Origin of the sequence: Streptomyces sp. NPDC053367 (genome assembly GCF_044545925.1) — a bacterium.
In the GTDB taxonomy this organism is placed as follows: domain Bacteria; phylum Actinomycetota; class Actinomycetes; order Streptomycetales; family Streptomycetaceae; genus Streptomyces.
On record NZ_JBITYN010000015.1, the window covers coordinates 169,844 to 195,953 of the forward strand.

Sequence of the window (26,110 nt, forward strand, 5' to 3'; positions counted from 1 at the left end):
CTCCCGGAGCCGTGGCGGACGGCGCGGGTCAGATCTGCGCACCTCAATCGCGGGAAGCCGGAGTCGTGAGGTCCAGGGCCGGCGTCCCGGCCGCCCCTGCGCCCAGCCGGGTGAGGGCATAGCCCAAGGACTCACTGACGCTTCCCGGGGTGCGGAACACTCCGGTGTCGCCGATCTGCGGGAAGCCGTCCCGGACCATCTCCGGTGTGGGGTCCTCCGTCCACACGACGCCTTCGGTGGCGCCCAGGAAGATCCGGGCGGTGCGGCGGCCGGCCGCATGGAGGAGTTGGCCGGTGCAGGGGGCGCTCTCGTGGGCCAACAATGCCACCACCGGGGCGACGTGGCGTGCGGGGAACAAGTCGGTGAGCAGCGCGGTCGTGCGCTCGTCGTCTCGGACCGCCTCCAGGGACATACGGGTTGCGGCGACGGGTACGACCGCGTTGACCTTGATGCCGTATGCGGCGCCTTCCGCTGCCGAGGAGGTGGTCAACCCGAGCACGGCGCCTTTGCCCGCGGCGTACGCGCTGAGCCCGGTGTCGCCGAACAGGGCGTCGGAGCACGTGTTGACGATCCGCCCGTACCCGGCGGTGGCCATGTGCCGCCACACGGCCCGCAGCATGTTCAGCGTCCCGCCCGCGTGCGTATCCAGCACCCGTCGGCACTCGTCGTCGGTGAGCTCGTCCAAGGGGCGCAGAATGGAGATGCCCGCGTTGTTGACCAGGACGTCCAGCCGCCCCCACCGCTCCAGCGCGGCCTGGGTGAGAGCCCCCGCGCCGGCCGCGGTGGCAAGGTCGTGTCCGTCCGCCAGTGCTTCCCCGCCCGCCGCCCGGATCTCCTCGACCACCTGCTGCGCGGGCACGGGTGACGCCCCGTGGCCGTCGGTCGCGGTCCCCACGTCGTTGACCAGGACCCGTGCGCCGCGTGCCGCGAGGAGAAGCGCATACTCCCTGCCCAGTCCCCGGCCCCCGCCCGTCACCACGACCACGCGGCCGTCGAAACGGAGCTCGTCGCACCCCTCGTCCACCTGGCTCACCCATCTTCCTGGACGGCGCTCCGGGACGGCAGCTTCCCCGGGCAACCGCCCACCCTGCCCCGCCGGTCCGTGTCAGGGCAGAGGGCGCGCGGCCCCGGTGGACGCACCCGCGCGCGCTCCAAGTGCCGTCGCACGCTGCGTGCGCGCTGCCGCGCTCCGGCACACGCCGTGTGATGGCCAGCCCCTGAGCTGCGGTCAGGTGTGCCGACCGCCGGCGCACACATCGGCAGTACGCCCTTCGCCCGGGCAATCATCCAGCCGTGTGAGCGCGTTGCTGTCCGGTCGCAGGACGAAGGCGAGGCACCGCTCCGGGACTGCCTCGCGTTCTCCCTACAAGGGGTCCTCGGTGCAGGAGTGCACCCAGCGGTGGGCGGAGATGTTGTTCTCCATCTTCTCTCCGCCACCCTCCCCGTTCTCCGGGAACGGATTCGCGTACAGGTGTCCGTACGACCAGCCGTTCTGGATGCAGGCCCGGGCGCCGTCCCAGCCTCCCGCGTCGTCCGCGTTGTCCCAGTACACGAGGACGTCCTCGTACGCGCCGGGAAAGCCCCGGTTCTCGACCGAGCTCGCCTGGTTGCGGATACCGCCTCGGGGCGAGCAGGTGCTCCAGTTGGCATCGTCGCCGGCCCAGGCGCAGTACTCGCCCATCAGACCGACGAACTCGTAGGCATAGAAGTTTCCGTCGGCCGCGGAGGCCGCCGCGGTCGTAGTCGCGGGCTCGGTGGTACCGGCGCCGTTCGTGTCCGACGCTTGCGCCGTCGCCGGTAGCGCGAACGCGGTGAGCCCGGTCAGAACGGCCGCGGCCAGCCCAGCGCGAAGCACAGTGGTCTTCATATTTCTGCACCTTCTCGACAGGTTGGTTTCTCGACGTTCTTGCATCGTTCTCGGCAGCCCTGCCTCGGGGGCAGCCCGCGCCGTCCGGCGCCGGTCAGTCGTTGCCCACGATCCGGCGTGCGCGTGGCAGTGCCGCTCGCTGAAGGCGGTCCCGCTCGCGGAACACCGAGCGATGCTCGGATTTCAGCGCATCGCCGTACCGGCTGCTCAGCCGGCCGGCCGTGTCGGACAGACCACTGCTCAGCGCACACTGCGCCTCGGCGACCGCCGTGCGCCGTTCCTCGGTGGAGGTGGCCTTGCCGGGTGCGTCCAGGAATCGGGCGCGGGCGGCCTGCGGATCCGAAAGGTGCAGGCCACGCCGGTTCATGCAGGCGGACCACGCGCGCACCCTCCGGGTGTAGGCGGGGTCGGCGATCACCTGCGACCGGCGCAGGCCGGACAGCGCCTGGGTGACGGCTTGGGCGCGGAACCAGGCCGCGAGGTCCCCGTAGAGTTCCCTCTCGGCCTCCGCAGTGCATCCCTCGTCGCTGCGGCCGACCTGGGCCCCGGAGGGCAGTGTCACCGTCAGGGCGTTGCGCTGCCGCCCGTGCAGGACGTCCATCGCCTCTGCCCGGCGTTCGGGGTCGAGTGACCGGGCGTAGCGCCGGTTGGGGTCGGTGTCGCGCAGCGCACGCGCCCGCCGCTCCAGTTCGCTCCCGTACCCGTGCTCGCGCGCCCAGGCCACGTCGTCGACCACGTAGGGGAAGTCCCGCTGCTCCTTCATCGCGTGCTCCGGCACCTTCCGGTAGCCGAGCCCGTGCCGGCTCATGCAGCGGCGGACGAGCGTCTGTTCCGCGTCGTGCAGCAGTGACCTTTCGGCGTTCGAGACGGGAGCGAGAGTGGCGACAGGTGCCGGGACGTCGCGACGGGCCTCCGCGCCGCTGCCGGCCGTGCAACCGCCGACGATGACGGTGAGGGCGGCCAGCACGAGCAGGAGAGGTATCGCCGGAGCCGGGCGGGTTCGGCGCCCTCGGCTGTGGAAGCGGGCCATGTCAGCTCTCACAGTCGTCGACGTGTGCCAGGTGTTCGTCCCCCGTGAGGGGCACGTCGTTCACCGGGCCCATTGGCCGTTCGGTGACCCAGGTGCGTCCACCACCGACCGTGGTGGCCCGAGTCGGTGATGAGCTGCCTTCCCTGAACTCCGTCGCCCCCGCCCGGGATTCCTCTCCGGCCGTGGCTGCGGTCACGGTCGTGGTGGCCAGGGATCCGGTCGCGGCGGCGGAGTGGTGGACCGTGGCCGGCTCCCGGACCGTTGCGCGTGCGTTCATCGTCTCCTCCGGTTCCCGGGGTGCTGGTGAGCCGCAGGCCCGTGGGGGCGGTGCTGAGCTCAGACGTACTCGCAGTCGATGGACGGGTCCGTGGGGCTGTCGACGGGGGCGCCGGGGACCGGGGAGTTGTTGGATCCGCCGCCGGCGTACACCGCCGAGATCCAGCCCAGAGTCCTTCCGGGCGTGATGATCTGGACCCAGTAGGTGTTGGTGTACGGGCCGTCGGTCACGCGTCCGCGCTCACCCGCGTCGATCTGGCAGTACGCCTGGACCGTGACTCGGGTCAGCCGCTCGGTGGTGGCGAGGTCGCAAGCCGTGCTCTGGCACGTACGCACCCGCACATCACTCGCCCACACGTACACGGACCCACTCGGCGGGTGTGCGACCGCCGGCTGTGCGACCGAGACCAGGATCGAGACGACGGCCACGAGAACCCCGGCGAGAGAACGCAGTGCCCTGAAGGGAGAACGAGGCCCGGGTCCGGCCTGCTGCCTGCGTCCGCCCGTGCGTGGTGACGTGCTGGTCATGGTGAAGCCCTCCCGGCAGTTGGTGGTCGCTCGCGGCGGGTGCCGCGCCGTCCACCTGAAGACGGGGGGTGATCGCCTCTCGTATGAGTGCCGGTGAATATTGAGCCGGCTCTCGTTCGTGCGGGTGCCGGCCCCGCGTCCCGGGCCGCCGTGCGGCTCCAGCGATTCAGGACTTCTCCCGGCTGCCGAGTCCCGCGGAAGACGCAGCGCACCTTCTCTGCGCGGGCGGCCTCACCTTGCGGGGCACATCCAGGTCCACGCGGCGACAGGGTCGGTCCGTCCGATCGGGCGGACCGGCCCCGAGTCCGCTTCGGCACTGCCGTCGTGACCGACCTGTGCCGAGCACCTGGTCAGGACAGCGCGAAGCGCTGGAAGCCGCAGTAGACCCTGCTTCCGTTGTCGCTGAGGGGGTCGTCACGAACCCACCCGTGGACACCGTCGGTCTGTTTGAACATGTAGGTCCAGGTGCAACCGTCGTTTTGCCTCTGGTCCAGCAGTGGTGGTCCAGGCGGTCGCCCGATCGGGCGGTCCAGACGCACTACGCCTGCCCCACTCCTTGGGGCCTGGCGACGTCTCCCTCCCCCACGCCGTTGCTCGAGCTGCCTTTCGGAGGACTCCATGTCACCGTCCAGCGTCTCCCGTACGGAGTGATCGCCTTCTTGACCACCGTCGGCGGTGCCGTCAGCGGCGCCGCCCGGATCGCAGGGCGATGAGCAAGCCGGGGCAGAGGGGGCGGCGTCTGCGCGCCCCACCCCACCCTCACCACGGACCCGCTCGGCGAGCAACTCCCGGTGAGGCGCCGAGGACGAGCTCGCCCCGCTCGGCAGGTGCCCCCGAGGGGCGGTCCCACGGCTACGACCCAGAAGCGGGGAACTTGAGAAGCGGCGCAGACCAAGGTGAGCCAGGCAACGACCCGAGCGCGTGGACACTCGACCGGCTTGAGGCGATCAACCTCGGCACCTGCGGCCGGCCCGCACCTCGAGCCGGCGCGCGTCGTCGCGCAAGGGCAGGCGTACCACGACGGCCGGCGCGGGCACGTCCGTCGCCAGTGGGCGAAGTTGTCGCTGCTGGCGAACCGGCGCATGCTCGACGGCGCCGGGGGCTGCTCGGTGCGGGTGGCCCATCAGGACTTCATGCTCCGGATGTGGGTGATCGACCAGCTGGGCCCCGACGACGGGGAGTCGATCACCTTCACGCGTGTGCTGGGACGCGCGGTCGCCCTGTCGGTCCAGTTCGTCGGTGATCGCCGGCCCTCTCCCCGGTGGTGACGCCTGCCGCGGCCGCCGTCCGCGTCACAGCCTCGCCGGTCCTGTCGGCCCTGCTCGGCGTGGTCTTCGCCGTTGCCTCGACCGAGGGCGGCATCCTACTCGCCCTGGGAGGCAGGATGCCCATCAACCCCACGTCACGACCACCTCTTTCACCCTCTACGTCCTCTGCGTCGCCTGCCGACTTGCGGGCGGCTACCGCACTCGGCGTGGGGAGGAGTCAGGCCGGCCTCCCTCGGACCCACCCGCCCCGGGACACGATTGCTAATGACTTCCATTTTCATGTAGCGTCCTGCCTGTCTAGTCAGGAGGACCCCATGGCTGTTCCCAAGCGGAAGATGTCCCGCAGCAACACCCGTCACCGTCGCGCCCAGTGGCGAGCGGCGACGCCAACTCTTGTCCCGGTCACCGTCGACGGCGTCTCCTACCTGGTGCCGCAGCGTCTCGTGAAGGCGTACGAGCGCGGCCTGCTGCGCCCCGGGGACTGAACGCTCGATGTCTTCCGAGTCTTCCGAGCCTTTCGGGCGGCTGCCCGTCACCGTCCTGTCCGGCTTCCTCGGCGCGGGCAAGACCACCCTCCTCAACCATGTCCTCGGCAATCGCGAGGGTCTTCGGGTCGCGGTCATCGTCAACGACATGAGCGAGATCAACATCGACGCCACCCTGGTGCGCGGCGGCGAGGCGGCCCTGTCGCGTACCGAGGAACGCCTGGTCGAGATGACCAACGGCTGCATCTGCTGCACCCTGCGAGACGACCTGCTTCAGGAGGTCGACCGGCTGGCGCGCGAAGGCCGTTTCGACTACCTGCTCATCGAGTCGTCCGGCATCTCCGAACCCATGCCGGTCGCCGCGACTTTCGCCTTCGCGCGCGACGACGGCGCCACCCTCGAAGAGGTGGCCCGTCTGGACACCATGGTCACGGTCGTGGACTCGGCGAACTTCCTGTGTGAGCTGACGACGGGCGACGAGCTCGTCGAACGCGGCCTGGACCAGTACGAGGAAGACGAACGCACCGTCAGCGACCTGCTCATGGACCAGGTCGAGTTCGCCGACGTCATCGTCCTCAACAAGCTCGACCTCGTCGACGAGGAGTCGGCCGACCGGTTGCGGGCGACGCTCACCCGTCTCAACCCGGCCGCGCGCGTCGTCCCGGCGGTCCACGGCCGTGTGAAGGCCGAGGATGTACTCGGCACCCGGCTGTTCGACCTGGAACGGGCCCAGCAAGCCGCCGGCTGGGTGCGGGAGCTGAACGGCGACCACGTCCCCGATACCGAGGAGTACGGAATCTCCTCGACCGTCTTCCGGGCCGGACTGCCTTTCCACCCCGACCGGCTGTGGGCCTTCGTGACCGAGGGACTCGACAGCGGCGCGTACGGGCGGATCCTGCGCTCCAAGGGCTTTTTCACGCTGGCCAGCCGACCGCAGGTGACAGGACTGTGGTCACAGGCCGGCTCGGTCGCCCGCTTCGAGCCCTCCGCCGCCCGTGACACCGACAGCCCCGAGTGCCAGGAACTGGTCTTCATCGGCACACACCTGTGCGCTGACGCCCTGCACGCGGCACTGACCGGCTGCCTCATGGCCGCCGGTGAAAGCCTGCCGCCCGGCGACCCGTTTCCCGCCTGGGACACCTACGGCATCGACGGCACCTGCGAGCACGAACTCGTGGTAGCCGTCTGAAACCCCGGGTCGGGCGGCGAACGCAGCCACGGCGCCGCCCGGCCCGGCACAGGCACTTGATGCGCCAGATCCTGACGCCGACAGCTGCCTGCGGGACGGGGCCGGCCTGCGGGACGGGGCCGGCCTGCGCACAGCCTCCGTCGCCGGCATGCGGCTGTCCATGTGCCAGACGAAAGAAGTGAGCGGCGTGAGCGATCAGGAGTGCGCACAGGGCGCGGCGAGATCGCCGACGCCGTGCGTCCGGGTGGCGGGCGCTGTTGTAGGTCGTCGTCGGTGGTGTCTCGCTCGCCACGGTCGCCTCGGCCATCGGACCGGCGCTCGCGTCCGAACTCTACGCCCCACCGGTCGTCGCCTGGTGGACGTTCGAACTCTACGCCCCACCGGTCGTCACCTGGTGGACGATCGCTGTGGCGGGGGCAGAGGCGATTTCGGCGGCGGCGGGCCGCGCGATTGCGATGATCGTGCTCCGGATGGCGGCGCCGGCCAGTCCGCCGGAAGCCGCGGCGCCGGGCGGTTGGACGGCACCGAGCGCCCTCCGCCTCGACCGTGACGACCGGCAGTCCGAGGCCGAGAACGGCTGCCGTCCTCGCCATCATGGCCGGCCCGGCGGGTCCGATGGGTTTCTCGGCGCGTGGTCGTGCACGGCACTGGGCATCGGCTCGTCGAGTCGGCCCACCGGTTCTGAACGCAGGGCCGACGGCGGTCGGCGGCCCTGGTAGTGCGCGTCCATCGGTGGCGGTCGCGAGCCCGCGGGAGAAGTGCGAAAGCCGCACCCGGTGCCCCCGCTTGTGGTGGGCGGACCGCAAAGAAGTTGCCCCGGATCGACCCGTACCCAGATGGGTGTGGCCGACAGTTCGGCCCGTGGAAGAAGTGGTGCTCCGGCTGGAGGCCTTGTTGTTCCCTCGATCACGGACGTGGCGGTTCTGACGGTCGACGTGAACGCCGAGGCAGTACGCATAGAGGCTCGAAGCACGGATACCGGCCCCTTCGACAACGACACAGCCGCAGGCTTCGCCGGCGCAGTCGACGAAGCCGAGCCCGAGACACGAGAAGCCCTGATCCGAGGCGTCCTCGTCCGAACGATCGACGCAACCTGCCGTCTCACGGAAGCGGAGGAGGCGGTGGCCGCGCCGCCTTGATCGCGGCGCACTGCCCGGAAGGCGCCCCCCGTCGAGACGCCATACGGCCCGGAAACACCCACGCCCCTGTTCCCCTACGACCTGCGGGCACTCGCCGACGAAGCACGCGCTCGCTTCGTCGGCGAGTTACGTGGTGGAAGTGCATGCCGACCCATGATCACCAGGGCGATGAGCGGCGATGGCGTGCTGCGCCGTCGCGTCGAAGACGCCGTGACCCTGTTGCGGAGTGTGCGCCGCTCGACCTGCGAGCGGTTCGGCCCGCCCCGGCCAGTGCCCGCCCCGGAGCGCGGAGCGCAACATCAACATCGGCGGCCTCGTCGCCCCGTGGCGCCGGTCGTGGCTGGAGCCGTGAGGGGACCCGAAGCGGCACGAGCGCACCACCGACCGCACCATGAAGCTCACCGACTTCCGCATCGCCTGCATCGCCCGCATCGCAAACGACGCCATCCTCGCCCCGCACCTGCCCCCGTCCGGCGGCAGACAGCAGCGCATGATCGGCGAACGGACGGGAATACGTGCCCAGCGCTGAATGCCGGACGCGGGCTGTGCCCCGCCAGGAGGGAAGGGGTGGCGTGCCCGGTATCCCGGGTCTCCTGCTGAGGAGACTGACCGTCGTGTTGTGCCGGACAAGGCAGACGACACAAGCGGCTGTGCACCGGACCATTGCTGCAGTCCGCACGTCCGCTCCTCCCCTGCTGCGGGGCCCAGGCCACACCTCCAGCAGCCATATGCCCCGAGCCACCGACTGAGCTGGCCGCCCTGCGGACTTTTCCTGCCTGGGAGCGGGATCGGGTCCCCTCGTGAGCTGTCAGGCTCTTTGAGGGACACGCGTTCCGTGTCCGGTGCTCCTCCGTGGGCCCGGCGGGAAGAAGGAGGGTATGGACGATTTCGAGGTGGACCAGGTGGTCCAGCGGGCGCTGGACCGGTTGACTCTTCTGGCGGAGACCACCACCGCCATGACCAGCACGCTCGATTCCTATGCCGCGGTGCGACGAGTGTGCCGGATCCTGGTGCCACAGCTGGCCGACTGGTGCGCGGTCGACCTCCTCGACGACGAGGGCCGCCCCCAGAGGGTCAGCGTCGTGCACCGCAATCCCGACATACTGCCGGTCGGCGGTCTGACCGGGCTGCTGCCCGACATCCCGGAAGATCCCGTCGGGCCGCTCTCACGCGTGCTCATCGGTGCCGGACCCCTGCTGCTGACCGCGGCCGACATCCCCAGCCCCGACAAGGCTGCCGACCCACTGGACGCCCGCCAACTCGAGCTGTTCGACCAGCTCGGCACCCACACCGCTGTGGTCGCCCCCGTACGCGCCCGCCGGCAAGTCCTCGGCGCCCTGACCATCGCCCGCTCCGCCGACCGCGCTCCCCTCACCGACGACGACCTTGCCATGGTGGAGGATCTGACCCACCGCATCGCTCTGGGCGTGGACAACGCCCGGCTGCACCGCGAGACCCAGCACATCGCCGAACGCCTCCAGCGCTCCCTCTTGCCCACCCTTCCCAAATCCGGACCGTTGCAGATGGCCGCCCGCTACGCACCCGCCGCGACCACCGCCGAAGTCGGCGGCGACTGGTACGACAGTTTCCCCCTGCCAGGCGGAAGCACCACCATGATCATGGGCGACGTCACCGGCCACGACCTTCGGGCGGCCATCACCATGAGCCAGCTGCGCAACATGCTGCGCGGCATCGGCTGCGACCGCCAAGAACCCCCCGGGCACATCCTGCGCCGCCTCGACCTCGCACACCACATCCTCTATCCGCAGGCCACAGCCACATGCCTGTACGCCCTCCTCGACCAGGGCGACGACGGAGGCTGGACGCTCACCTACTCCAGCGCTGGCCACCCACCGCCCCTGCTGGTCACCCATGAAGGCGACACCCACTACCTCCAAGGCGGCCGCGGCCTTCTGCTCGGGGTCGACCCCAGCCTCCCGCGGCACCACGCCACCGAAACGCTGCCCGCCCGTTCCACCCTGCTCATGTACACCGATGGCCTCATCGAACGCCGTGGGGAAGACCTCACCCACGGCATGACCCGCCTACGACAGCACGCAGCCGCCCTCGCCCGCGAAGACCTCGACACCTTCTGCGACGAACTCCTCGCCGGCATGGCCACCGACCACGCCGACGACATCGCCCTCCTCGTCGCACGAACCCCCACCAAGCACCCCTGACAAACGTTTCCAGCTGGGCGTTGACGAAGGTGTGACGCCGCGCTGACGGCACGGCCGTACTTTCGATCGAGGTGACGAGTCCAAAAGCTCAAGGAGTGTGCATGTCTGGGTTGCGACCAGGCAGCAGCTCACCGACGGACGTCGAAGACTCTGGAGCAAGCTGCTCTGCCGATCATCAGGGCCCAGGAAGCCGGGGAAATGCTGAAACGCGCGGATATCCAGGGCTTCGATGACGACTTCTGTGCAGTCGGTGCCGGCAGTGCGACATGTGCTCGGAGTTCGTGGGCGACGGCGAGGTGTGCGAGAGGCTGTATGCAAGCCCAACGCCTCACGACACGCAACCTGACCGATCAGGGCCGTGAGTGTTGTCAACCGGCACCCGGGCAAGGAAAGGACAGTCGCGCATGAGCTGCGGATGTCAAGAGTATGTGCGGACACTCCACACCGCGACATCCCTGACCCAAGGGAATTTGGCGGGCACTCCTGATTCAGCCGCAGTGTGTGACGCAGGGTAGGTGAATCAGCCGCTTCCCGTGACGAGGAGCGGCCGCGAGTCCTTTCACGCGCCGCAGCAGCAGGCACCGGGAACGGGGTGGCGATGACAACGACCCTGGAACTGGAGATCTGCGGGCCTGGCCCAGACGGGTACGAGGTTCGGGTGGTGAAGGCTGCCGCCGGCGGGGGCGCCCGTGGGTCGCTGCGTCTCGATGTCGACGAGCTGCTGGCGCGGCGCGAAACACTGCAGGACAAGGTGGTGCTCTCCGCGCAGGGGGTGCGCCGGGCGATGGCGCCGAGCGAGCATGCCGTACAGCAGGTGGGACAGCAACTGTTCGAAGCACTCTTCGACGGACCGGTCTCAGGGAGTTACCGGGCGAGTCTCAGCGTGGCACAGGAACGGCAGGATCGACTGCAGATAGTGCTTCGCCTGGAGCCACCGGAGCTCACGCTCCTGCCCTGGGAGGCGCTGTTCGACCCACAGCTGGACGCTTACGTATGCCGACACGAGCCGATGGTCCGCCATCTTCCCGCCGCCCACACCCCCGATCCCCTGCCCGTGGAACCGCCATTGCGCATCCTGGTGGTGATCGCGTCCCCGCGCGGACTCCCGCTGTTGGATTCCGAAGGGGAACGGGAGCAACTCGAGCAGGCGCTCGCCGAGCAGGTCGACTCCGAACTGGTCGAGCTGGCCTGGTTGACCGACGCGAGCTGGGACACCTTGCACAGTCGTCTCATGGACGGCCCATGGCACATAGTCCATTTCATCGGCCACGGTGACTACGGTGAGCACGCCAAGGAAGGGCAGATCGCGCTGGTGGGCCAGACCGGCGCCCCCAACATGGTGGAGGCTTCTCGCCTGGCGGACCTCCTCGGAGAGGCAGAACCGACTCCTCGGCTCATGGTGCTGAATTCCTGCGCCTCGGCTCAGGGCAGGGTCGACGACGGATTCTCCAGCATGGGAGCGGCTCTTGTCCGCAGTGGGATCAGCGCGGTGGCGGCTATGCAGTTCGCGGTCACCGACCTGGCTTCGGTGAGCTTTGCCCGGGGTTTCTACACGGCGCTGGCCCATGGGCGTCGAGTCGACAACGCCGTCAAGAGCGGACGCATCTCCATGCTCGGCATGAGCCAGTCGCTGGAGTGGATAACTCCCGTACTGTACATGCACGGTGATGCCAACCTGCTGTTCAACCTGGCCGCACCCGCGAGGGAACCACATACCAGGCAGCAGCAGTCGGCAGCCGGATCAGCAACGGAGGAGAGCCACTACGGCGAGAAGGCCCGCAAGCTCTACGTCAGGGCCAGGGCCGAGCTCCGCGTCGGAAACCCCGAAACGGCTGTCGAATTGCTGGATGATCTGCTCGCTCTCAACCCGAATCACAGCGACGCCATCATGCTGCGCTCTCGAGCCGCGGACCAGGCGCAGCTCAGTGAGCTCTACACCTTGGCAGTGGAGGCGGAGGACACCGGCCAATGGTCCGAGGCGATCAATTACTACGAGCAAATCCTGCAGAAAGAGCCCGATTATCGGGATGTGTCCTCGCGACGCGACCTTTGTCGCGGCCAGGAGTACATCGGAGACCTTCAGGACGAACTGCGCCAGCACGCAGAAGCCCAACGCTGGCAGACGGTCCTCGAGGTCAGCGAAGAGCTCAAGCAGATCGACCCGACCACGGACGACCCCGACGGGCTGGCCACATACGCCCGCCAAAAGATTGCGCAGGACGCGCTGGCCGCTCAACTGGAAGACGTGTATACCGGTGCCCGAACCGCGGAAATGGCCGGAAAATGGGCTGCCGCCATCGAGGGATATGAGCAGATCCTCCAGAACGACCTTCAGTACCGCGACGTCCGCTCACGGCGCGACCGTTGCCGCGAGCTGGAACAGATAGAAGCCCTTCAGGACGAACTACGGCAGCTCGCAGAGAGACAAGAATGGCAGACGGTGCTCGACGTCAGTGAAAAGCTCAACGAGATCGACCCCACCACCACCGATCCCGACGGACTCACCACACGCGCACGCCAGCAACTCGCTCAAGCGGCCGCACGGGCAGCACAGCTGGAGGACTTGTACGACAGCGCCTACACCGCCGAGCAGTCCGAGAACTGGGCCGCTGCGATAGACGGCTACGAAAAGGTCCTGCGCAACTCCCCCCACTACCGCGACGCACTTACACGGCGCGACCACTGCCTGGACCGGCAACGCATCGCCGTACTCCAGGACGAACTGCGCCGCGTGGCGCACACACAGCAATGGCAGGCCGTGATCGAGATCAGCGAAGAACTCCGCCTGCTTGATCCGACCACGGCCGACCCCGACGGCCTCACCTCACGCGCACGCCAAGAACTGGCTCAGGCGGCGCACATAACGCAACTCGACTTGTACACCCGAGCGCGCGCGGCAGAAAAGTCAGAGGACTGGGCCACCGCCATCGCCTGCTACGACGACCTGGCACGAATGTCCGGCGGCGAATACAGAGACAGTACGCAGCGGCGCACCATGTGTCTGGAACGCCTCCACTCCGAAGAACGCGTCTCCGACACCCCCGACGAAGCGCCCGCGTACATCACCATGACCCGGGAGATCGACGCACCGTGCGGGTGCCTGGCCTGGGCGTCCATGCGATGGTCGCTAGCGGTCAACCTGTCCGACGATCCACGGATCCGCATATACGACATGGCAGGCGACGAGCGGCTGAGCGTCAAGACCTCCAACAAAGGGCCACCCTACGTCCTGGCATTCAGCCCTGACGGCACGCGGCTGGCAAGTCAGGGACGAAAAGGGGTAACCATATGGGACGCCGACACAGGCGAGAGCATCCTCCAGCTCTCCCTCCGGCAGAGGGTGACCGCGGCAGTTTTCAACCGGGACGGCAGCCGGATCGCCACCGGGACCTATGACAGCGCCCGCGTCTGGGACGCCGAAACCGCCGAGGAAATCTTCCGAACCGAGCAGCACGCAGTAAAGGCGATGACCTTCAGCCCGGACGGAGGCCGGCTCGTCATCGCCGACCGGCTAGGACTGCACGCGTGGAACCTGGGCACCGAGCAGAGGGACTTCGAGGATCGCAGGAGTTCTCTGGAGTCGATCGCCTACAGCCCCGACGGCAAACGCTTCGCTGCGGGCAGCAGGGACGGCACAGCATTGCTGTGGACTTCGGGCGAGGTGGAGGAACTGGTCCACGAGGGTCCCGTCACTTCAGTGGCGTTCAACCCGAACGGCACTACCCTCGCCACCGGCAGTAAGGATGGCGCCGCGCGCATCTGGGACACGTCAGACGGGGAACTGATGTGCCGAATAAATTACGACGAGCCTGTCAATTCGGTGGCGTTCAGCCCGTACGGCACGTGGCTTGCCATCGGCACCCAGACTGCCGTCACCCTGTGGACCTTCGAGTGATTTCCTACCGTCAGCAGAAGGACAGGAGGGCCGATCATGGGGCGGCTCGTCGAGTTCTCCACCGATGACGGCAGTTCGATACTCGTCGAAGTGAGCGGTCAACCGGGCGGAGTTGTGACCCGTGGCATTCGTGGCCCTGAGGTCGCCGATCGCGCCAAGCGTTCCTTCGAGGAAGCCATATACCGGGTACAACCGGCCATGCACGCGGTGGTCGCCCACATCCAGTCTGCCGCCCAGTCCCCTGATGAGATCCAGGTCGCCTTCGGAGTGAATCTGCACGCGGAAGCCGGTGCGTTCATCGCCGCCGCAAGCGCCACCGCCAATTTCACCGTCACGCTCACCTGGCACCGGGACCCGCAGACACCCTCCGGGAGCGGCCCCGGATGACTCGACTTCTGTCCGCTCACAGGCCCCTACGCCCAGCCGAAGCTTCGTCGGGTGGCGGTGGCAGGCGTGGCGTGGTGTTTCAGAAGGCCATAGCCTCAGAGACAGCGGCGTGCTCTGGCGCGGGCAGCAGGCCGTGCGGGAGGCGCTGACCCTTCCGTGTACGCCGCGCGGACACCCACGGGCGCTTGCCGTTCGATCGGCTTCGTACGAGTTGGAGACTGTTGTTTCCAGCCTGCGGCCGTCGTCCCGCATGTAGCAGCGGGCCGAGTTGGGGCATCTATGAGGCACGGCGGAATGCGGCAGCGGGGCCGATGACGCCAGCGCCGAACTTCTCACGGACACGGTCGACCGAGCTCTCCGCGACGAGGCGGGCCTCGCGGGTGGTGTCCAGGCTGATCTGCTGCGCGACCTGGTCGGCGTCGATCAGATCGTCGCCGCGCAGTGCGATGCGGGTCAGGCGGCCGCGCTGCAGGCAGGCGGCGTCCATCAGCCGGTAGGCGAGGGTGCGCAGGTCGTCGTCGTGCGCGGACGGCTCGAGAAGGCGCCGGGTCTTCTCCCAGCTGCCGCCTTGGGCGAAGGTCAGCTGCAGGGTCAGCGCGCGGGCAGCCTGACCGCGGCGGCGCAGCAGCATCGCCAGTTCGACGACGAGCCGCAGGAGGGCGGCGCGGGCGTCCGCTCCGTCCAGGACGTGCTGATCGAAGCAGTGGCGGACGCTGAGGGTGGCGGGCAGGGCGCGGGGGATGACGGGCCGGGGGTCGATGCCGCGGGCCCGGTCGGCGGCCAGGCGGCCGGCGCGGCCGCCCAGGAGCCGCTGGACGGTGGCCGGGGACACTGCGGCGAGCAGGGCGACGGTGTGGATGCCATAGTCGTGCAGGATGTCGGCCTGCCGGGAGCCGACGCCGTGCAGGGCCTGTACGGGCAGCGGGCCGAGCCAGTCGGTGACCTGGTCGGGGGCGACGGCAAGGACGCCGCCGGGCGGTTCGATCCGGGCCGAGGCGGTGGCCGCCACGGTGATCGACGGTCCGATCCCGATGCGTACGTCTGTGCCGAGACGGGAGATCGCACGCACGCGCAGCACCTCGCCCAGGCGGCGGGCGTCGGCGTGGTGGTAGCGCAGCGCCCCCTTGAGCTCCACCAGGGCGGCGGACGGCGGCAGGGCCTGCACGACCGGGGACAGGTCGGCGAGCAGTTCCAGGACCTGCCGGTAGACCTCCTCCGGCAGCCGGTCGGGGCACCGCACATGCATCACGGTCGCCGGTCGCTGGCCCCGATCGTTGCTGGTCATCGCCCGTCACCTCCTCCCCTCACCATATCGAACGGGAATTCGAACACGCGAGGGCGCAAGCGGTGGATCATGTGCGTAGAATCAAAAATGTGTTCGATGACCTGCCGCCCGATCTGGAGCGCCTGCGCACCCTGCGGGTGTGGCACGCGCTGTGGCTGCGCCGCATCGACGCACAGATCGCCGCGGTCCAGCAGCGCCAGGCGGAAGAGGAGCACGGCCGCCGCGTGCGGCCGGCGCCGCCGGACTGGATCGTCGAACTCGGCATCGGCGCGGACCGGCCGCCGGTGCAGGTCCACGCCGGCACCTGCCATATGGCAGGCAGACGGCGCCAGGCCGTCAGCCGCGAGGAAGCCCGCCGCCTCCTGGCCACCGGGCTGCGCGCCTGCACCCACTGCGAGCCCGACGTCCAGCTGCACATCATCGACTTATCCGCCGCCCCTGACGGGACGCACCCGATACAACCCTGAGCAGGTCCCACGACCACTCCCCCGTCGCCGGCGACCGAGCCGGCCCCAACCGCCTGAGCGACGACGGCTCCTCGTCGGGGGCGTCGTCGCGTTCACGTTCGGCACGAAAGGGCCGGGTCGGCTGCAGAGACGACATGGGCCGAGGAGCCTGAAAGATTTTGCGTCATCTTGCGCAAGCGCGGGGAGACCTACGCGGGGGCCTGATCACCGACGCGGGGTGGCCCGTGGACGCAAGCCGGCAGGGCTCTGCACGCGGCGATCCCCTCGGCGACCAGCTTGATCGACTAGCCGCCTCGAATCTCGATGTTTCGTTCACAACTTTAAGGAAGTCGCTAGGTGAGCCGTGTGTCACGGCCGAATTGAATGCATCCTTGAACGCTTCGAGCGCATGGAGTCACCATCCGACTTCAACCTGTGTTGGGATGTGCGCGGTCGGCGGGCGCGGATCCGCCGCCACGTTCCGTCGAAGGGAAGTCATGCTCTCGATACCTCACCGCGCGCCCGCCGCCCTGCGGCCGCTGCTCATGCTCGCCGTGCTCATCGCCGGACTGCTCACCGGCACGGCCCCCCACGCCCGGGCGGCCACCGCGCAGGACACCGCAGTCACCTTCCGCGTAGAGGCCACCACCGCAGGAGAGACGCTCCTCGTCACCGGCAACGTCCCGCAGCTCGGAACGTGGGACCCCGCCAAGGCCGTCCCCCTGGGCACCACCGCGAGCTCCTATCCGAGCTGGTCGGCCGGCGTCCAGCTGCCCGTCGGCGCCACCGTGCAGTACAAGTACCTCAAGCGCTCCCCCACCGGCACAGTGACATGGGAGAGCACCCCCAACCGCACCCTGACCGTCTCACCGGACGCGCCGGGCAACCACGACAGGTGGAACGTCAGCCCCGTCTCCGCCACGTTCCGCGCCACGGTCACCACCAGCTGGGGCCAGAACCTCTACATCACCGGCAACCTGCCCGACCTCGGCAGCTGGGACCCGGCCAAGGCCGTCCCCCTCACCACCAACTCCGCCACCTACCCGCAGTGGACCGGCACCCACCAGCTGCCGCCCGACACCACCGTGCAGTACAAGTACTTCAAGAAGAACCCCGACAACACCCTCACCTGGGAGAGCGGCGACAACCGCACCGTCGTCACCCCGCCCACCGGAACCCTGACCGTCAACGACACCTGGCGCTGACACGCAACGCCGGGGCCGAGGGATATGTGATGGATACCCCTCGGCCCCGGCGCCTTCCAGTATTCGAGCTGAACCTGCCACGGCGGCGCCAACCAGAGGTGGTCTGCTCTGACCACGACCCGCCACGGGCCGCGCCGAGCTGGGGCGCCGACACCACCCGGTGGATCGCCACACGCACGGGCGAGTTGACTACTGGATCACCGCCGGCGGCGCCCCCGCCCGAAGCGGCCGCTGGACTTCGGTTTCCCCGAAGCGGGCGCCCCGCTGGAGCGCGTTCCGATCTACGTCCGCCGGGGGCCCAGGTCGCCGCTCTGCTCGGCTGACCTCCTGTGGCCCAGAACGCCGGCCGACGCGCGGCTGGGGTTCATCGTGGATCGGTCAGGTCAGCGCTGGAGGGTGAGCAAGCCCGGCCGGTAGGGCAGTTGCACGTAGGGGGTGTTCGGCGGGATGTTGGGGGAAAGTCCCTGGTAGAGCAACTGCAGGTTGCAGGGGTCGATGGTCATGGTCTGGTCGGGGTTGTTGCGGACCAGGTCGCCGTGGCTGATGTCGTTGGTCCAGGTGGCACCGCTGTTGGCCTTGCCCGCGAACGGGTTGCTCTCGGTGGCGGCCTGCGGGGTCCACGGACCGTTCAGGCTGGAGGCCGTGAACGAGCGGAAGAAGCGCTGCTCGGTCGCACCCCGAGCCTCGACGATCATGAGGTACTGGTTCTGGCCCTGAACCTTGTAGACCTCCGGTGCCTCGAACAGGTTCTTCACCGTGTCGCTCATGACCGTCGTGTACGACGAGCCGAAACTGGCCGGGAAGTTCCCGATCGGCATGGTCGACCTGTAGATCTTGCCGTTGTCACCGGCGAAGAACATGTACATGTTCTGACCGTCGGCGATCATGGTCGGGTCGATCGCGCTGCCGTCGGGAACGCTGCCGGTGAACAGCGGCTGCGCCGCGGACCAGCCGTTGGGGTTGGTGGGATCGCTCGACGTTCGGTAGACGAAGGGCCATTGGGTGCCCCACCCGTTCGAGGTCAGCACCCAGATGTTCTTGGGCGCGAAGTAGAACAGCTTGGGCGCCACCGCGGACTGGCTCATGCCGGTCTGGGTAGCCGTCGCCATGTCCGACCAGTTCGTGAACGTGCTGAACCCCATCGATTTCCACGACGAGCCGTCAGAGGCGGTCGCGTAGACCAGGTGCTTGCCGTTGTACGTCACGGTGGTGAAGTCCTTCAGCGAGGCCCATCCGTTCGCCGGCTGCGCCAGCGGACCCGTCGAGGTCCACCGGTAGGCCGACGGAAGAGCACACGTGCCGCCCGGCGGCGCGGACAGTCCGGTCCACTTCTGGTTGCCGCCGCCGTTGCAGTTCCAGAGCTGCACCGCCGTGCCGTTGGCCGTGGCGCCGCCGCTGACGTCCAGGCACAGTCCGGACTCCACGCCGACGACCGTGCCGTCGGCGTTCACCCGCCACTGCTGGTTCGCGCCGCCGGAACAGGTCCAGATCTGTACCCGGGTCCCGGCGGTCGTGGCGTGGCCCGGAACATCCAGGCACTTGTTGCCGTACACGGTGAGCTGGTTGTTGTCCGTCAGCGTCCACTGCTGGTTGGTCCCGCCGTGGCAGTCCCAGATCTGCACGTTCGTGCCGTCGGTCTGGCTGGCGCCCGGCACATCGAGACACCGGCCGGAACCGACACCGCGCAAGGCGCCGCTGGTGGCCGCCTGAGCCGGGTTCGCGACGAGCGTCGCCGCTGAAGCGACCAGGGCCGCGAGCGCGACGGACAGATATCTGCGGCTGAAGATTCTCCTGTGCATGGGGTCCTCATTCTTTGAGTGCGGTCGGCGGAGTCGCGGGAGGAGTGGCAGTTGGCTTCGGCGAGGCCGGGCACGAGGGGGAGGCCGCGCTCTGCTCGACGGCGGTGCTGGTGGAGGCGCTCACCGGATCGACGTGGCCGAGGCTGTCGGAGCGCACCACGGCGCACCGGCCGGGGTAGTTGACCGACTGCAGCGACCTGGGTGGGGGTGGGTGGGCGGGGTGACACCGCCCGAGACCGTCTCCTTCAGCACTGTGGCATGACGTAAGGAGCCGGACGGTGCGGGCACCTCGGCCGGAATCCCTGTCGGCGTCGGGTCAGCTCGTCACGCGGAAGGTGGCGTCTCCGCGTCCCGTCGCGGTGGTGATCGGGTCGAGGCGGAGTTGGTAGGCGTAGTGGCGGATGTAGCGGTCGGGATGGTTGTACGACTGGAAGGACGACCAGGTCGGGTCGGCGAGCCCGGCGGCCTGGCGGAAGGTGGCGTCGGCGGCGAACTGGGTGGTGCCGTCGTTGTGGGCGAGCTGGAAGTCGTAGCCGGAGTGCCGCAGGTAGTAGCCGGGGTAGTTCACCGACTCGAAGGACACGGTGCCGGAGCCCGCCAGGCCGGGCCGCAGCCGGAACTGGGCGTCCGGGCCGGTGATGTTCTGGTCGATGCGCACGTCGAAGTCGGCGTGCCGCACGTACCGGTCCGGGAAGTTGTAGGACTGGAGCCGCTTGGCCGGGCTGTCGGCCCAGCGGGCGAGTACGCGGCTCTCCTCGGCGGCCGTCAGCTCCAGGATCGAACCGTGCCGCTTCTTCGTGCCGCCCATGGAGTAGCTTCCCGATGCCGGAAGCCGGTAGGTGCCGGAGGCGGACGGGTCGGTCGTGACGACCGGCAGGTAACCGCGGTTCGAGGCGTACTGGTCGAGGTAGAGAGTCCACTCGTTGCGGTCCCGGAACTTCATCCACATCGGGCCCTCGACCTGGGCACCGGTCAGGCCGATGCCGGAGAGGTTGCCGAGGTGGGTCCAGGGGCCGAGGATCGAGCTGCTGCCTTCGAGGGTGATCTGGCCGTCGCCGGAGGCCCGTACGTAGCGGTGGCTGCCGACGCCGGCCGGCAGCGCGACGATCTGGGTGTCGATGATCTCCTGGGTGCCGGAACGCTCGATGTAGATCTGCGGAGTGGTGATGGAGCGGAAGTCGCGGGTGCGCGCGTAGTAGATGCGGTGCTTCTTCACGCCGTTGACCGGCTTGTTCGTCGCCCAGTACAGGACGTAGTCGTTGGTGGCCGGGTTCCAGATCGCCTCCGGCGCCCACGCGTTGCGCCCGTCGGGGATCGCGCCGGCGACGTTGAGCAGCCACGGCTGTGACCAGGTGACCAGGTCCGTGGACTCCCACACCACGAGGTTGCGGCTGCCGTCGTTGATGGCCTGGTCCCAGTTCTGCCCGCAGCCGATGCACAGGTCGGTCGCGATGATCCAGTACCGGCTCCCGTCGGGAGAGCGCACCAGTGCGGGGTCTCGCACCCCGCGCGTGCCCACCGTGGAACGCAGGGTCATCCCGCCGCCGTTGAGGTCCCTCCAGTTCAGGCCGTCCGTGCTGTGCGAGAAGTGGATCTGCTGACCGGTCGACCCCTCACCGATGAAGTGCGCCATCAGGTAGCCCGGGTCGGCAGCGGCCGCCCGGTCCGGTGTGGTCACGGTCTGGCCGGTGAAGAGGAGGCAGGCGGCGAGCAGTATCGCCGACAGCCGGGCGCGAAGCACGGACATGCACATCTCCTGTCGTTCTGCCGTGTGGGGCGGCGGGGCCGGACGATGCGGTGGGCTGATCCGAGCGCGGTTGGGCGCGGCGCAGCGGGACGGTTGGTGGTTTCTCGGCGACAGCTGTTGCGCCCGGGCGGCGTTTCCTCCCGGTGGTCGGCCGGGGCGGCCGCCGCGGCCAACCCGCTGTCCCGTCAGCCGAGTTGTGCGATATATCGAACGGCGTTCGCAAGATCGAGCAGACGATAGGGGGCGAAACAGGGGGCGTCAATACGTCCGGCCTGACCGAGTCCGGACGCCGGAACCTCCCTCCCGGCCACCTTCAAGCCCTCGAACCGCCTTTCATGACAGAAGCGTTGACCCGGGCAGGTGCAGGATCTATGTTCTGGCCGGGTTTACGAACGACGTTCGAGATACCGACACCGGAGGGAGACTCCGTGAGACCTGCGCTCACCCGTCGAAAGGCCCTCGGCATGATCACCGGCTCGGCCGCCGCCGCCCTCAGCGGTGTATCGGCCGATACCGCCCACGCCGCCGCTCCCGCATCCCCCGGTGTCACGTACACGAACACCATCGCCGAGCAGCGGGCCGATCCGCACATACACAAACACACGGACGGCTTCTACTACTTCACCGCCACCGTCCCGGCGTACGACCGAATCGTGCTGCGCCGGGCCACCACGATCCAGGGCCTCACGTCTGCCCCCGAGACGACCGTCTGGACCAAGCACTCCAGCGGTGTGATGGGCGCGCACATCTGGGCTCCGGAAATCCACTTCATCGACGGCAAGTGGTACATCTACTTCGCCGCCGGCGACGCGAACGACATCTGGCGGATCCGGCCGTACGTCCTGGAGTGCACGGCCGCGAACCCGATCGCGGGCGCCTGGACGGAGAAGGGCCGCATCGCACTGCCGCTGGACAGTTTCTCCCTGGACGCGACGACCTTCGCCGTCAACGGCACCCGCTACCTCTCCTGGGCGCAGCACGATCCGGCCGTCGGCCGCGGCACCAACCTCTACATGGCGCGGATGTCCAGCCCGTGGGCCATCACCGGCACACCGGTCATGATCAGCCGGCCGACCGCCTCGTGGGAGACCGCCGGAGGCGAGACGGTCAACGAGGGGCCGGCCGTGATCCAGCGGGGCGGCAAGGTCTTCATGACCTTCTCGGCCAGTGCCACGGACGCCAACTACTGCATGGGCCTGCTGACCGCGTCCGCCTCGGCCGATCTGCTGCGCGCGTCGTCGTGGGCCAAGACCGCGAACCCGGTCTTCGCCAGCAACGTCGCCACCGGCCAGTACGGCCCCGGGCATAACCAGTTCACGGTCTCCGAGGACGGCAGGTCGGACATCCTCGTCTACCACGACCGCGGCTACAGGGACATCAGCGGTGCCCCTCTCAACGACCCCAACCGCCGCACCCGCGTCCAGAAGATCTACTGGAGGGCCGACGGCACACCCGACTTCGGCATCCCGGTCGCCGACGGGAGCACTCCGATCCGACTCTCCTCCTACAACTTCCCCGACCGGTTCGTCCGGCACTGGGAGTACCGCGCCAGGATCGAGCCGAACGTCTCCCCGCTGGCCGACTCGCAGTTCCGCGTCGTCACCGGTCTTGCCGGCAGCGGCACCGTCTCCCTGGAGTCGGCGAACCTCCCCGGCTGGTTCCTGCGCCACAGGAACTACGAGGTGTGGGTGGAGAAGAACGACGGAACGCCGCTGTTCGCCGGTGACGCCTCCTTCACCGCCCGGGCCGGCCTGTCCGACTCCGCCGGCGTCTCGTACGAGTCGTACAACCTCCCGGGCCGCTACATCCGCCACTTCGACTACCTGCTGCGGGTCCAGGCTCCCAGCACGGCGACCGACCGGGCCGACGCCACGTTCTACACCCAGTGAGCCACCACTGCTGCCTCTTACCCTCGGGCGGCTTCGACGGACTCTCTCGTCATGAAAGGTGCACGATGTCTTCCCCCATCAGCAGACGGCACCTCCTGCAAGCGGCCGGGGCCACCGCCGCCGCCTCCGCCACCAGATCCCTCATCGGCAGTGCACCCGCCCACGCGGCGGCCGTCCCTCCCGCAAGGGCCGACATCGGGGTCTCCGCGCACCCCTTCGCACTCGGCCAGGTCCGGCTCACCGCGAGCCGGTGGCTGGACAACCAGGACCGTACGCGGAACTATTTGCGGTTCGTCGATGTCGACCGGCTGCTGTACAACTTCCGCGCCAACCACCGGCTGTCCACCAACGGCGCGGCGGCGAACGGCGGCTGGGACGCGCCGGACTTCCCCTTCCGCACCCACGTCCAAGGCCACTTCCTCACGGCATGGGCACAGCTGTACGCGGTGACCGGGGACACCACCTGCCGGGACAAGGCGATCCACATGGTCGCGGAGCTGGCCAGATGCCAGGCCAACAACAGTGCCGCCGGCTTCGACGCCGGGTACCTCTCCGGCTACCCCGAGTCCGACTTCACCGCTCTCGAGCAGCGGACCCTGAGCAACGGCAACGTGCCGTACTACACCATCCACAAGACCCTCGCCGGCCTGCTGGACGTATGGCGCCACATCGGCAGCACGCAGGCCCGGGACGTGCTGCTCGCCCTGGCGGGATGGGTCGACCGGCGCACCGGCCGGCTGAGCGGCCAGCAGATGCAGGCCATGCTGGGAACCGAGTTCGGCGGCATGAACGCCGTGCTGACCGATCTCTACCAGCAGACAGGCGACGCGCGGTGGCTCACCGTCGCCCGGCGGTTCGACCACGCCGCGGTGTTCGACCCTCTGGCGTCCGGCCAGGACCAGCTCAACGGACTGCACGCCAACACCCAGGTGCCGAAGTGGATCGGGGCCGTCCGGGAGTACAAGGCCACCGGCACGACCCGCTACCGGGACATCGCCACCAACGCCTGGAACTTCTGCGTCAGCAACCACACCTATGCCATCGGCGGCAACAGCCAGGCGGAGCATTTCCGCGCCCCGAACGCCATCGCCGGCTACCTGCACAAGGACACGTGTGAAAGCTGCAACACCTTCAACATGCTCAGCCTCACTCGGGAGTTGTTCGCGCTCGACCCGAACCGGGCCGAGCTGTTCGACTACTACGAGCGGGCCTGGCTGAACCAGATGATCGGCCAGCAGAACCCGGCCGACCCCCACGGCCACGTCACCTACTTCACCCCGCTCAACCCGGGAGGCCGACGCGGTGTCGGCCCCGCGTGGGGCGGCGGTACCTGGAGCACCGACTACGGCACCTTCTGGTGCTGCCAGGGCACGGGCCTGGAGATGCACACCAGGCTGATGGACTCCCTTTACTTCCGCAGCGACGACACGTTGATCGTGAACCTGTTCGTGCCCTCGGTGCTCAACTGGTCGGAGCGCGGAATCACGGTCACCCAGACCACGTCGTACCCCGTCGGCGACACCACGACCCTGCAGGTCACCGGCAACGTCAGCGGAACCTGGGCGATGCGCATCCGCATCCCGGGCTGGACCAGCGGGGCCACCATCAGTGTCAACGGCGCGGCGCAGAACATCGCCACCCAGCCCGGCAGCTACGCCACTCTCAACCGCTCGTGGACTGCCGGTGACACGGTCACCGTCCGCCTGCCCATGCGGATCGTCGTGCGCGCGGCCAACGACAACGCGAACGTCGCCGCGATCACCTATGGCCCGGTGGTCCTGTCCGGCAACTACGGTGACTCCGCACTCAGTTCCCTCCCGTCGCTGACCACGTCCTCGATCTCACGGACCAGCAGCAGTTCGCTCGCCTTCACCGCAACCGCCAACGGCTCCACCGTCCACCTGGGCCCGTTCCACGACGCGCACGGCCACAACTACACGGTCTACTGGAACACCAGCGGCACCGGCACCGTCCGTCTCGCCAACGCGGGCAGCGGTCTCGTGCTGGGCATCCAGAACATGTCCACGGCCGACGGGGGCCGCGCCCTGCAGTGGCACGACTCGGGCACCGCCGACCACAACTGGCAGATGGTCACCGACGGAAACGCGGTCCGCATCCGCAATGCCCACAGCGGCAAGGTGCTCGGCGTCCAGGACATGGCCACCACGGACGGCGCGACCGTCCTGCAGTGGACGGACAACGGCACCGCCGACCACAGATGGACGCTACTCGACCAGGGAGACGGGACCTACAAGATCCGCAACGTGCACAGCGGCAAGCTGCTCGCCATCGCGAACAACTCCACCGCTGTGGGCGCGTTCGCCATCCAGGACTCGGACGACGGCACGGCCGACAACCGGTGGCGCATCGTGAGAAACCAGTGATCAAGGGTGCTTGCCGTGACTGATGGCCAGGTCGGTCGTCGATGTGGTCAGAGGTGCGGACCCTGCAGGGTGAGTGGACGGATGCGGCATGGGAGCGGACAGCGCACCTGTTGCCTGGTACTGACGGTCGCGGCCGTCCGTGGCGGGATCACCGGCAGATGAGCAACGAGGTGTTGTGCCGGTTGCGGACCGGCGCTGCGTGGCGTGACCTGCCGGAACGCTACGGGCCCTGGGCCGTGGCAGACGACCTGTGAACGGTTCGCCCGCTGGGAAGCGGACGGAGCCTGGGCTCGCCTGCTCGAGCAGGTCCAGGTCCGCGACGACTCCGTCGGAGCCGTGAGGTGGACGGTGTCGGTCGACTCCACGATCAGCCGGGCCCGTCAGCACGCCGCCGGGGCCCGTACAAAGAGGCGGCGGGGGACGATCTGGAAGATCCGGCACGTCCGTCGGCCGGCCAGGCGCTGGGCCGGTCCCGGGGCGGGTGACCACCAAGCTCCACCTCGCCTGCGACGGCCGGGGCCTGCCTGGCTGTCGTCGTCGCGCCCGGCGACGTCAACCACTCCACCGCCTTGGATGGGCTGGGTGCCCCGGACAGGCGCCGGGCGCCCTCGTCTCGCCGACGGCGAGGGGAGGCCGGCGGCAGACGGTCCGCCTTCGACCGCGGGCTCCACAAGGCCCGCAACGTGGTCGAGCGCTGCTTCAACCGCCTCGATCAGTTCCGCGCGATCGCCACCCGCCACCCCAGCCCCGCAGCCGCCGCCAACAGGCATGCCCGACCCGAAGCCGAGGTCCTGCGGCAGGTGGTCCCCCTGAATGCCTGTGTGCAGCACGTACAAGATTCCGCACAGCACGTCCCGGTCAGGCAACGGCTTGCGCCCCGGATACCTACGCTCACGCTGCAGCAGCGGCTCCAAGTGGTCCCAGCTCGTTAGAACCAGTCAGCCGCTGTCGGGCATGGCCGTACCAGTGCCGCGATCCAGGCGGGTGACCTGCGGCGGGCGCTCGCTACGACGATTGGTGGCGGCCCCGGAACGGGACGCGGACAGGTCTGCCGGCTCCTTGATACGCCTTATCCGCCCAGCATGTGAGGCCCGCTGCGGCGAGGGCGTCG

20 protein-coding genes and 3 pseudogenes are annotated in these 26,110 nt (G+C 68.9%); 14 read left to right on the forward strand and 9 right to left on the reverse strand.

All coding sequences use genetic code 11. The annotated features are described in order from the left end of the window. Positions 1 to 43: 43 nt before the first annotated feature. The 4 genes from ACIGXJ_RS34945 to ACIGXJ_RS34960 form a co-directional block, all read right to left on the reverse strand. Positions 44 to 1,033, reverse strand: a complete 990-nt coding sequence (locus ACIGXJ_RS34945; protein WP_399654205.1) for an SDR family NAD(P)-dependent oxidoreductase — start codon at positions 1,031 to 1,033, stop codon at positions 44 to 46. A gap of 330 nt (positions 1,034 to 1,363) precedes the next feature. Continuing rightward, positions 1,364 to 1,867: a hypothetical protein gene (locus ACIGXJ_RS34950; protein WP_399654208.1), complete on the reverse strand. Its 504-nt coding sequence runs from the start codon at positions 1,865 to 1,867 to the stop codon at positions 1,364 to 1,366. 94 nt (positions 1,868 to 1,961) lie between these two features. After that, the gene (locus ACIGXJ_RS34955) at positions 1,962 to 2,834 is read right to left on the reverse strand and encodes a hypothetical protein (protein WP_399654210.1); all 873 of its coding nucleotides are present in this window, start codon (positions 2,832 to 2,834) and stop codon (positions 1,962 to 1,964) included. Between the two features lie 399 nt (positions 2,835 to 3,233). Continuing rightward, positions 3,234 to 3,701 (reverse strand): hypothetical protein, encoded by a 468-nt coding sequence (locus ACIGXJ_RS34960; protein ID WP_399654213.1) that lies wholly within the window; start codon positions 3,699 to 3,701, stop codon positions 3,234 to 3,236. 938 nt (positions 3,702 to 4,639) lie between these two features. Between ACIGXJ_RS34960 and ACIGXJ_RS34965 the strand changes: the two genes are divergently transcribed. The 8 genes from ACIGXJ_RS34965 (at position 4,640) to ACIGXJ_RS35000 (ending at position 14,244) form a co-directional block, all read left to right on the forward strand. Next, positions 4,640 to 4,969 carry a hypothetical protein gene (locus ACIGXJ_RS34965; RefSeq protein WP_399654216.1) on the forward strand — a complete coding sequence of 110 codons (330 nt, stop codon included), beginning with the start codon at positions 4,640 to 4,642 and terminating at the stop codon, positions 4,967 to 4,969. Between the two features lie 314 nt (positions 4,970 to 5,283). Further along, the gene (rpmF, locus tag ACIGXJ_RS34970) at positions 5,284 to 5,454 is read left to right on the forward strand and encodes a 50S ribosomal protein L32 (RefSeq protein ID WP_399654218.1); all 171 of its coding nucleotides are present in this window, start codon (positions 5,284 to 5,286) and stop codon (positions 5,452 to 5,454) included. Between the two features lie 7 nt (positions 5,455 to 5,461). Continuing rightward, on the forward strand, positions 5,462 to 6,643 hold the full coding sequence (locus ACIGXJ_RS34975; protein ID WP_399654221.1) for a GTP-binding protein: 1,182 nt from the start codon (positions 5,462 to 5,464) through the stop codon (positions 6,641 to 6,643). A 914-nt stretch (positions 6,644 to 7,557) separates the two neighbouring features. Next, a complete protein-coding gene (locus tag ACIGXJ_RS34980; protein ID WP_399654224.1) occupies positions 7,558 to 7,782 on the forward strand; it encodes a DUF4259 domain-containing protein in 225 nt (74 codons plus the stop codon). Between the two features lie 391 nt (positions 7,783 to 8,173). Continuing rightward, on the forward strand, positions 8,174 to 8,311 hold the full coding sequence (locus tag ACIGXJ_RS34985; protein WP_399654226.1) for a hypothetical protein: 138 nt from the start codon (positions 8,174 to 8,176) through the stop codon (positions 8,309 to 8,311). A 349-nt stretch (positions 8,312 to 8,660) separates the two neighbouring features. Then, positions 8,661 to 9,962 carry a PP2C family protein-serine/threonine phosphatase gene (locus tag ACIGXJ_RS34990; protein ID WP_399654228.1) on the forward strand — a complete coding sequence of 434 codons (1,302 nt, stop codon included), beginning with the start codon at positions 8,661 to 8,663 and terminating at the stop codon, positions 9,960 to 9,962. 598 nt (positions 9,963 to 10,560) lie between these two features. Continuing rightward, positions 10,561 to 13,857, forward strand: coding sequence for a CHAT domain-containing protein (locus tag ACIGXJ_RS34995; RefSeq protein ID WP_399654230.1), 3,297 nt, complete (start codon positions 10,561 to 10,563; stop codon positions 13,855 to 13,857). Between the two features lie 36 nt (positions 13,858 to 13,893). After that, positions 13,894 to 14,244, forward strand: a complete 351-nt coding sequence (locus ACIGXJ_RS35000) for a CU044_2847 family protein (protein ID WP_399654232.1) — start codon at positions 13,894 to 13,896, stop codon at positions 14,242 to 14,244. 277 nt (positions 14,245 to 14,521) lie between these two features. Here the strand turns inward: ACIGXJ_RS35000 and ACIGXJ_RS35005 are convergent, their stop codons facing one another. Continuing rightward, on the reverse strand, positions 14,522 to 15,529 hold the full coding sequence (locus ACIGXJ_RS35005) for a hypothetical protein (RefSeq protein ID WP_399654234.1): 1,008 nt from the start codon (positions 15,527 to 15,529) through the stop codon (positions 14,522 to 14,524). Positions 15,530 to 15,618: 89 nt separating this feature from the next. Between ACIGXJ_RS35005 and ACIGXJ_RS35010 the strand changes: the two genes are divergently transcribed. Next, a complete protein-coding gene (locus ACIGXJ_RS35010; protein ID WP_399654237.1) occupies positions 15,619 to 15,996 on the forward strand; it encodes a DUF6233 domain-containing protein in 378 nt (125 codons plus the stop codon). Between the two features lie 476 nt (positions 15,997 to 16,472). Beyond that, positions 16,473 to 17,180, forward strand: a complete 708-nt coding sequence (locus tag ACIGXJ_RS35015; RefSeq protein ID WP_399654240.1) for a CBM20 domain-containing protein — start codon at positions 16,473 to 16,475, stop codon at positions 17,178 to 17,180. A gap of 383 nt (positions 17,181 to 17,563) precedes the next feature. Here the strand turns inward: ACIGXJ_RS35015 and ACIGXJ_RS35020 are convergent, their stop codons facing one another. Beyond that, on the reverse strand, positions 17,564 to 18,979 hold the full coding sequence (locus tag ACIGXJ_RS35020; protein WP_399654243.1) for a non-reducing end alpha-L-arabinofuranosidase family hydrolase: 1,416 nt from the start codon (positions 18,977 to 18,979) through the stop codon (positions 17,564 to 17,566). Between the two features lie 44 nt (positions 18,980 to 19,023). Between ACIGXJ_RS35020 and ACIGXJ_RS35025 the strand changes: the two genes are divergently transcribed. Beyond that, positions 19,024 to 19,158: a hypothetical protein gene (locus tag ACIGXJ_RS35025; protein WP_399654246.1), complete on the forward strand. Its 135-nt coding sequence runs from the start codon at positions 19,024 to 19,026 to the stop codon at positions 19,156 to 19,158. Between the two features lie 137 nt (positions 19,159 to 19,295). Here ACIGXJ_RS35025 and ACIGXJ_RS35030 read toward each other — a convergent pair whose 3' ends face one another. Then, positions 19,296 to 20,726 carry a glycoside hydrolase family 43 protein gene (locus ACIGXJ_RS35030; protein ID WP_399654249.1) on the reverse strand — a complete coding sequence of 477 codons (1,431 nt, stop codon included), beginning with the start codon at positions 20,724 to 20,726 and terminating at the stop codon, positions 19,296 to 19,298. A 464-nt stretch (positions 20,727 to 21,190) separates the two neighbouring features. Between ACIGXJ_RS35030 and ACIGXJ_RS35035 the strand changes: the two genes are divergently transcribed. The 3 genes and pseudogenes from ACIGXJ_RS35035 to ACIGXJ_RS35045 form a co-directional block, all read left to right on the forward strand. Next, entirely contained in the window at positions 21,191 to 22,615 is a 1,425-nt protein-coding gene (locus tag ACIGXJ_RS35035) for a family 43 glycosylhydrolase (RefSeq protein ID WP_399654286.1), read from the forward strand. Positions 22,616 to 22,680: 65 nt separating this feature from the next. Continuing rightward, positions 22,681 to 24,999: a beta-L-arabinofuranosidase domain-containing protein gene (locus tag ACIGXJ_RS35040; RefSeq protein ID WP_399654252.1), complete on the forward strand. Its 2,319-nt coding sequence runs from the start codon at positions 22,681 to 22,683 to the stop codon at positions 24,997 to 24,999. Positions 25,000 to 25,040: 41 nt separating this feature from the next. After that, a pseudogene (locus ACIGXJ_RS35045) lies at positions 25,041 to 25,754 on the forward strand (IS5 family transposase); the annotation flags it as partial. On the opposite strand, the pseudogene ACIGXJ_RS35050 reads toward ACIGXJ_RS35045, so the two are convergent. Next, positions 25,720 to 25,922, reverse strand: a pseudogene (locus tag ACIGXJ_RS35050) (transposase); the annotation flags it as partial. The pseudogenes ACIGXJ_RS35045 and ACIGXJ_RS35050 sit on opposite strands and share 35 nt — an antisense overlap. Positions 25,923 to 26,010: 88 nt before the next feature. Continuing rightward, a pseudogene (locus ACIGXJ_RS35055) lies at positions 26,011 to 26,110 on the reverse strand (IS5/IS1182 family transposase); the annotation flags it as partial.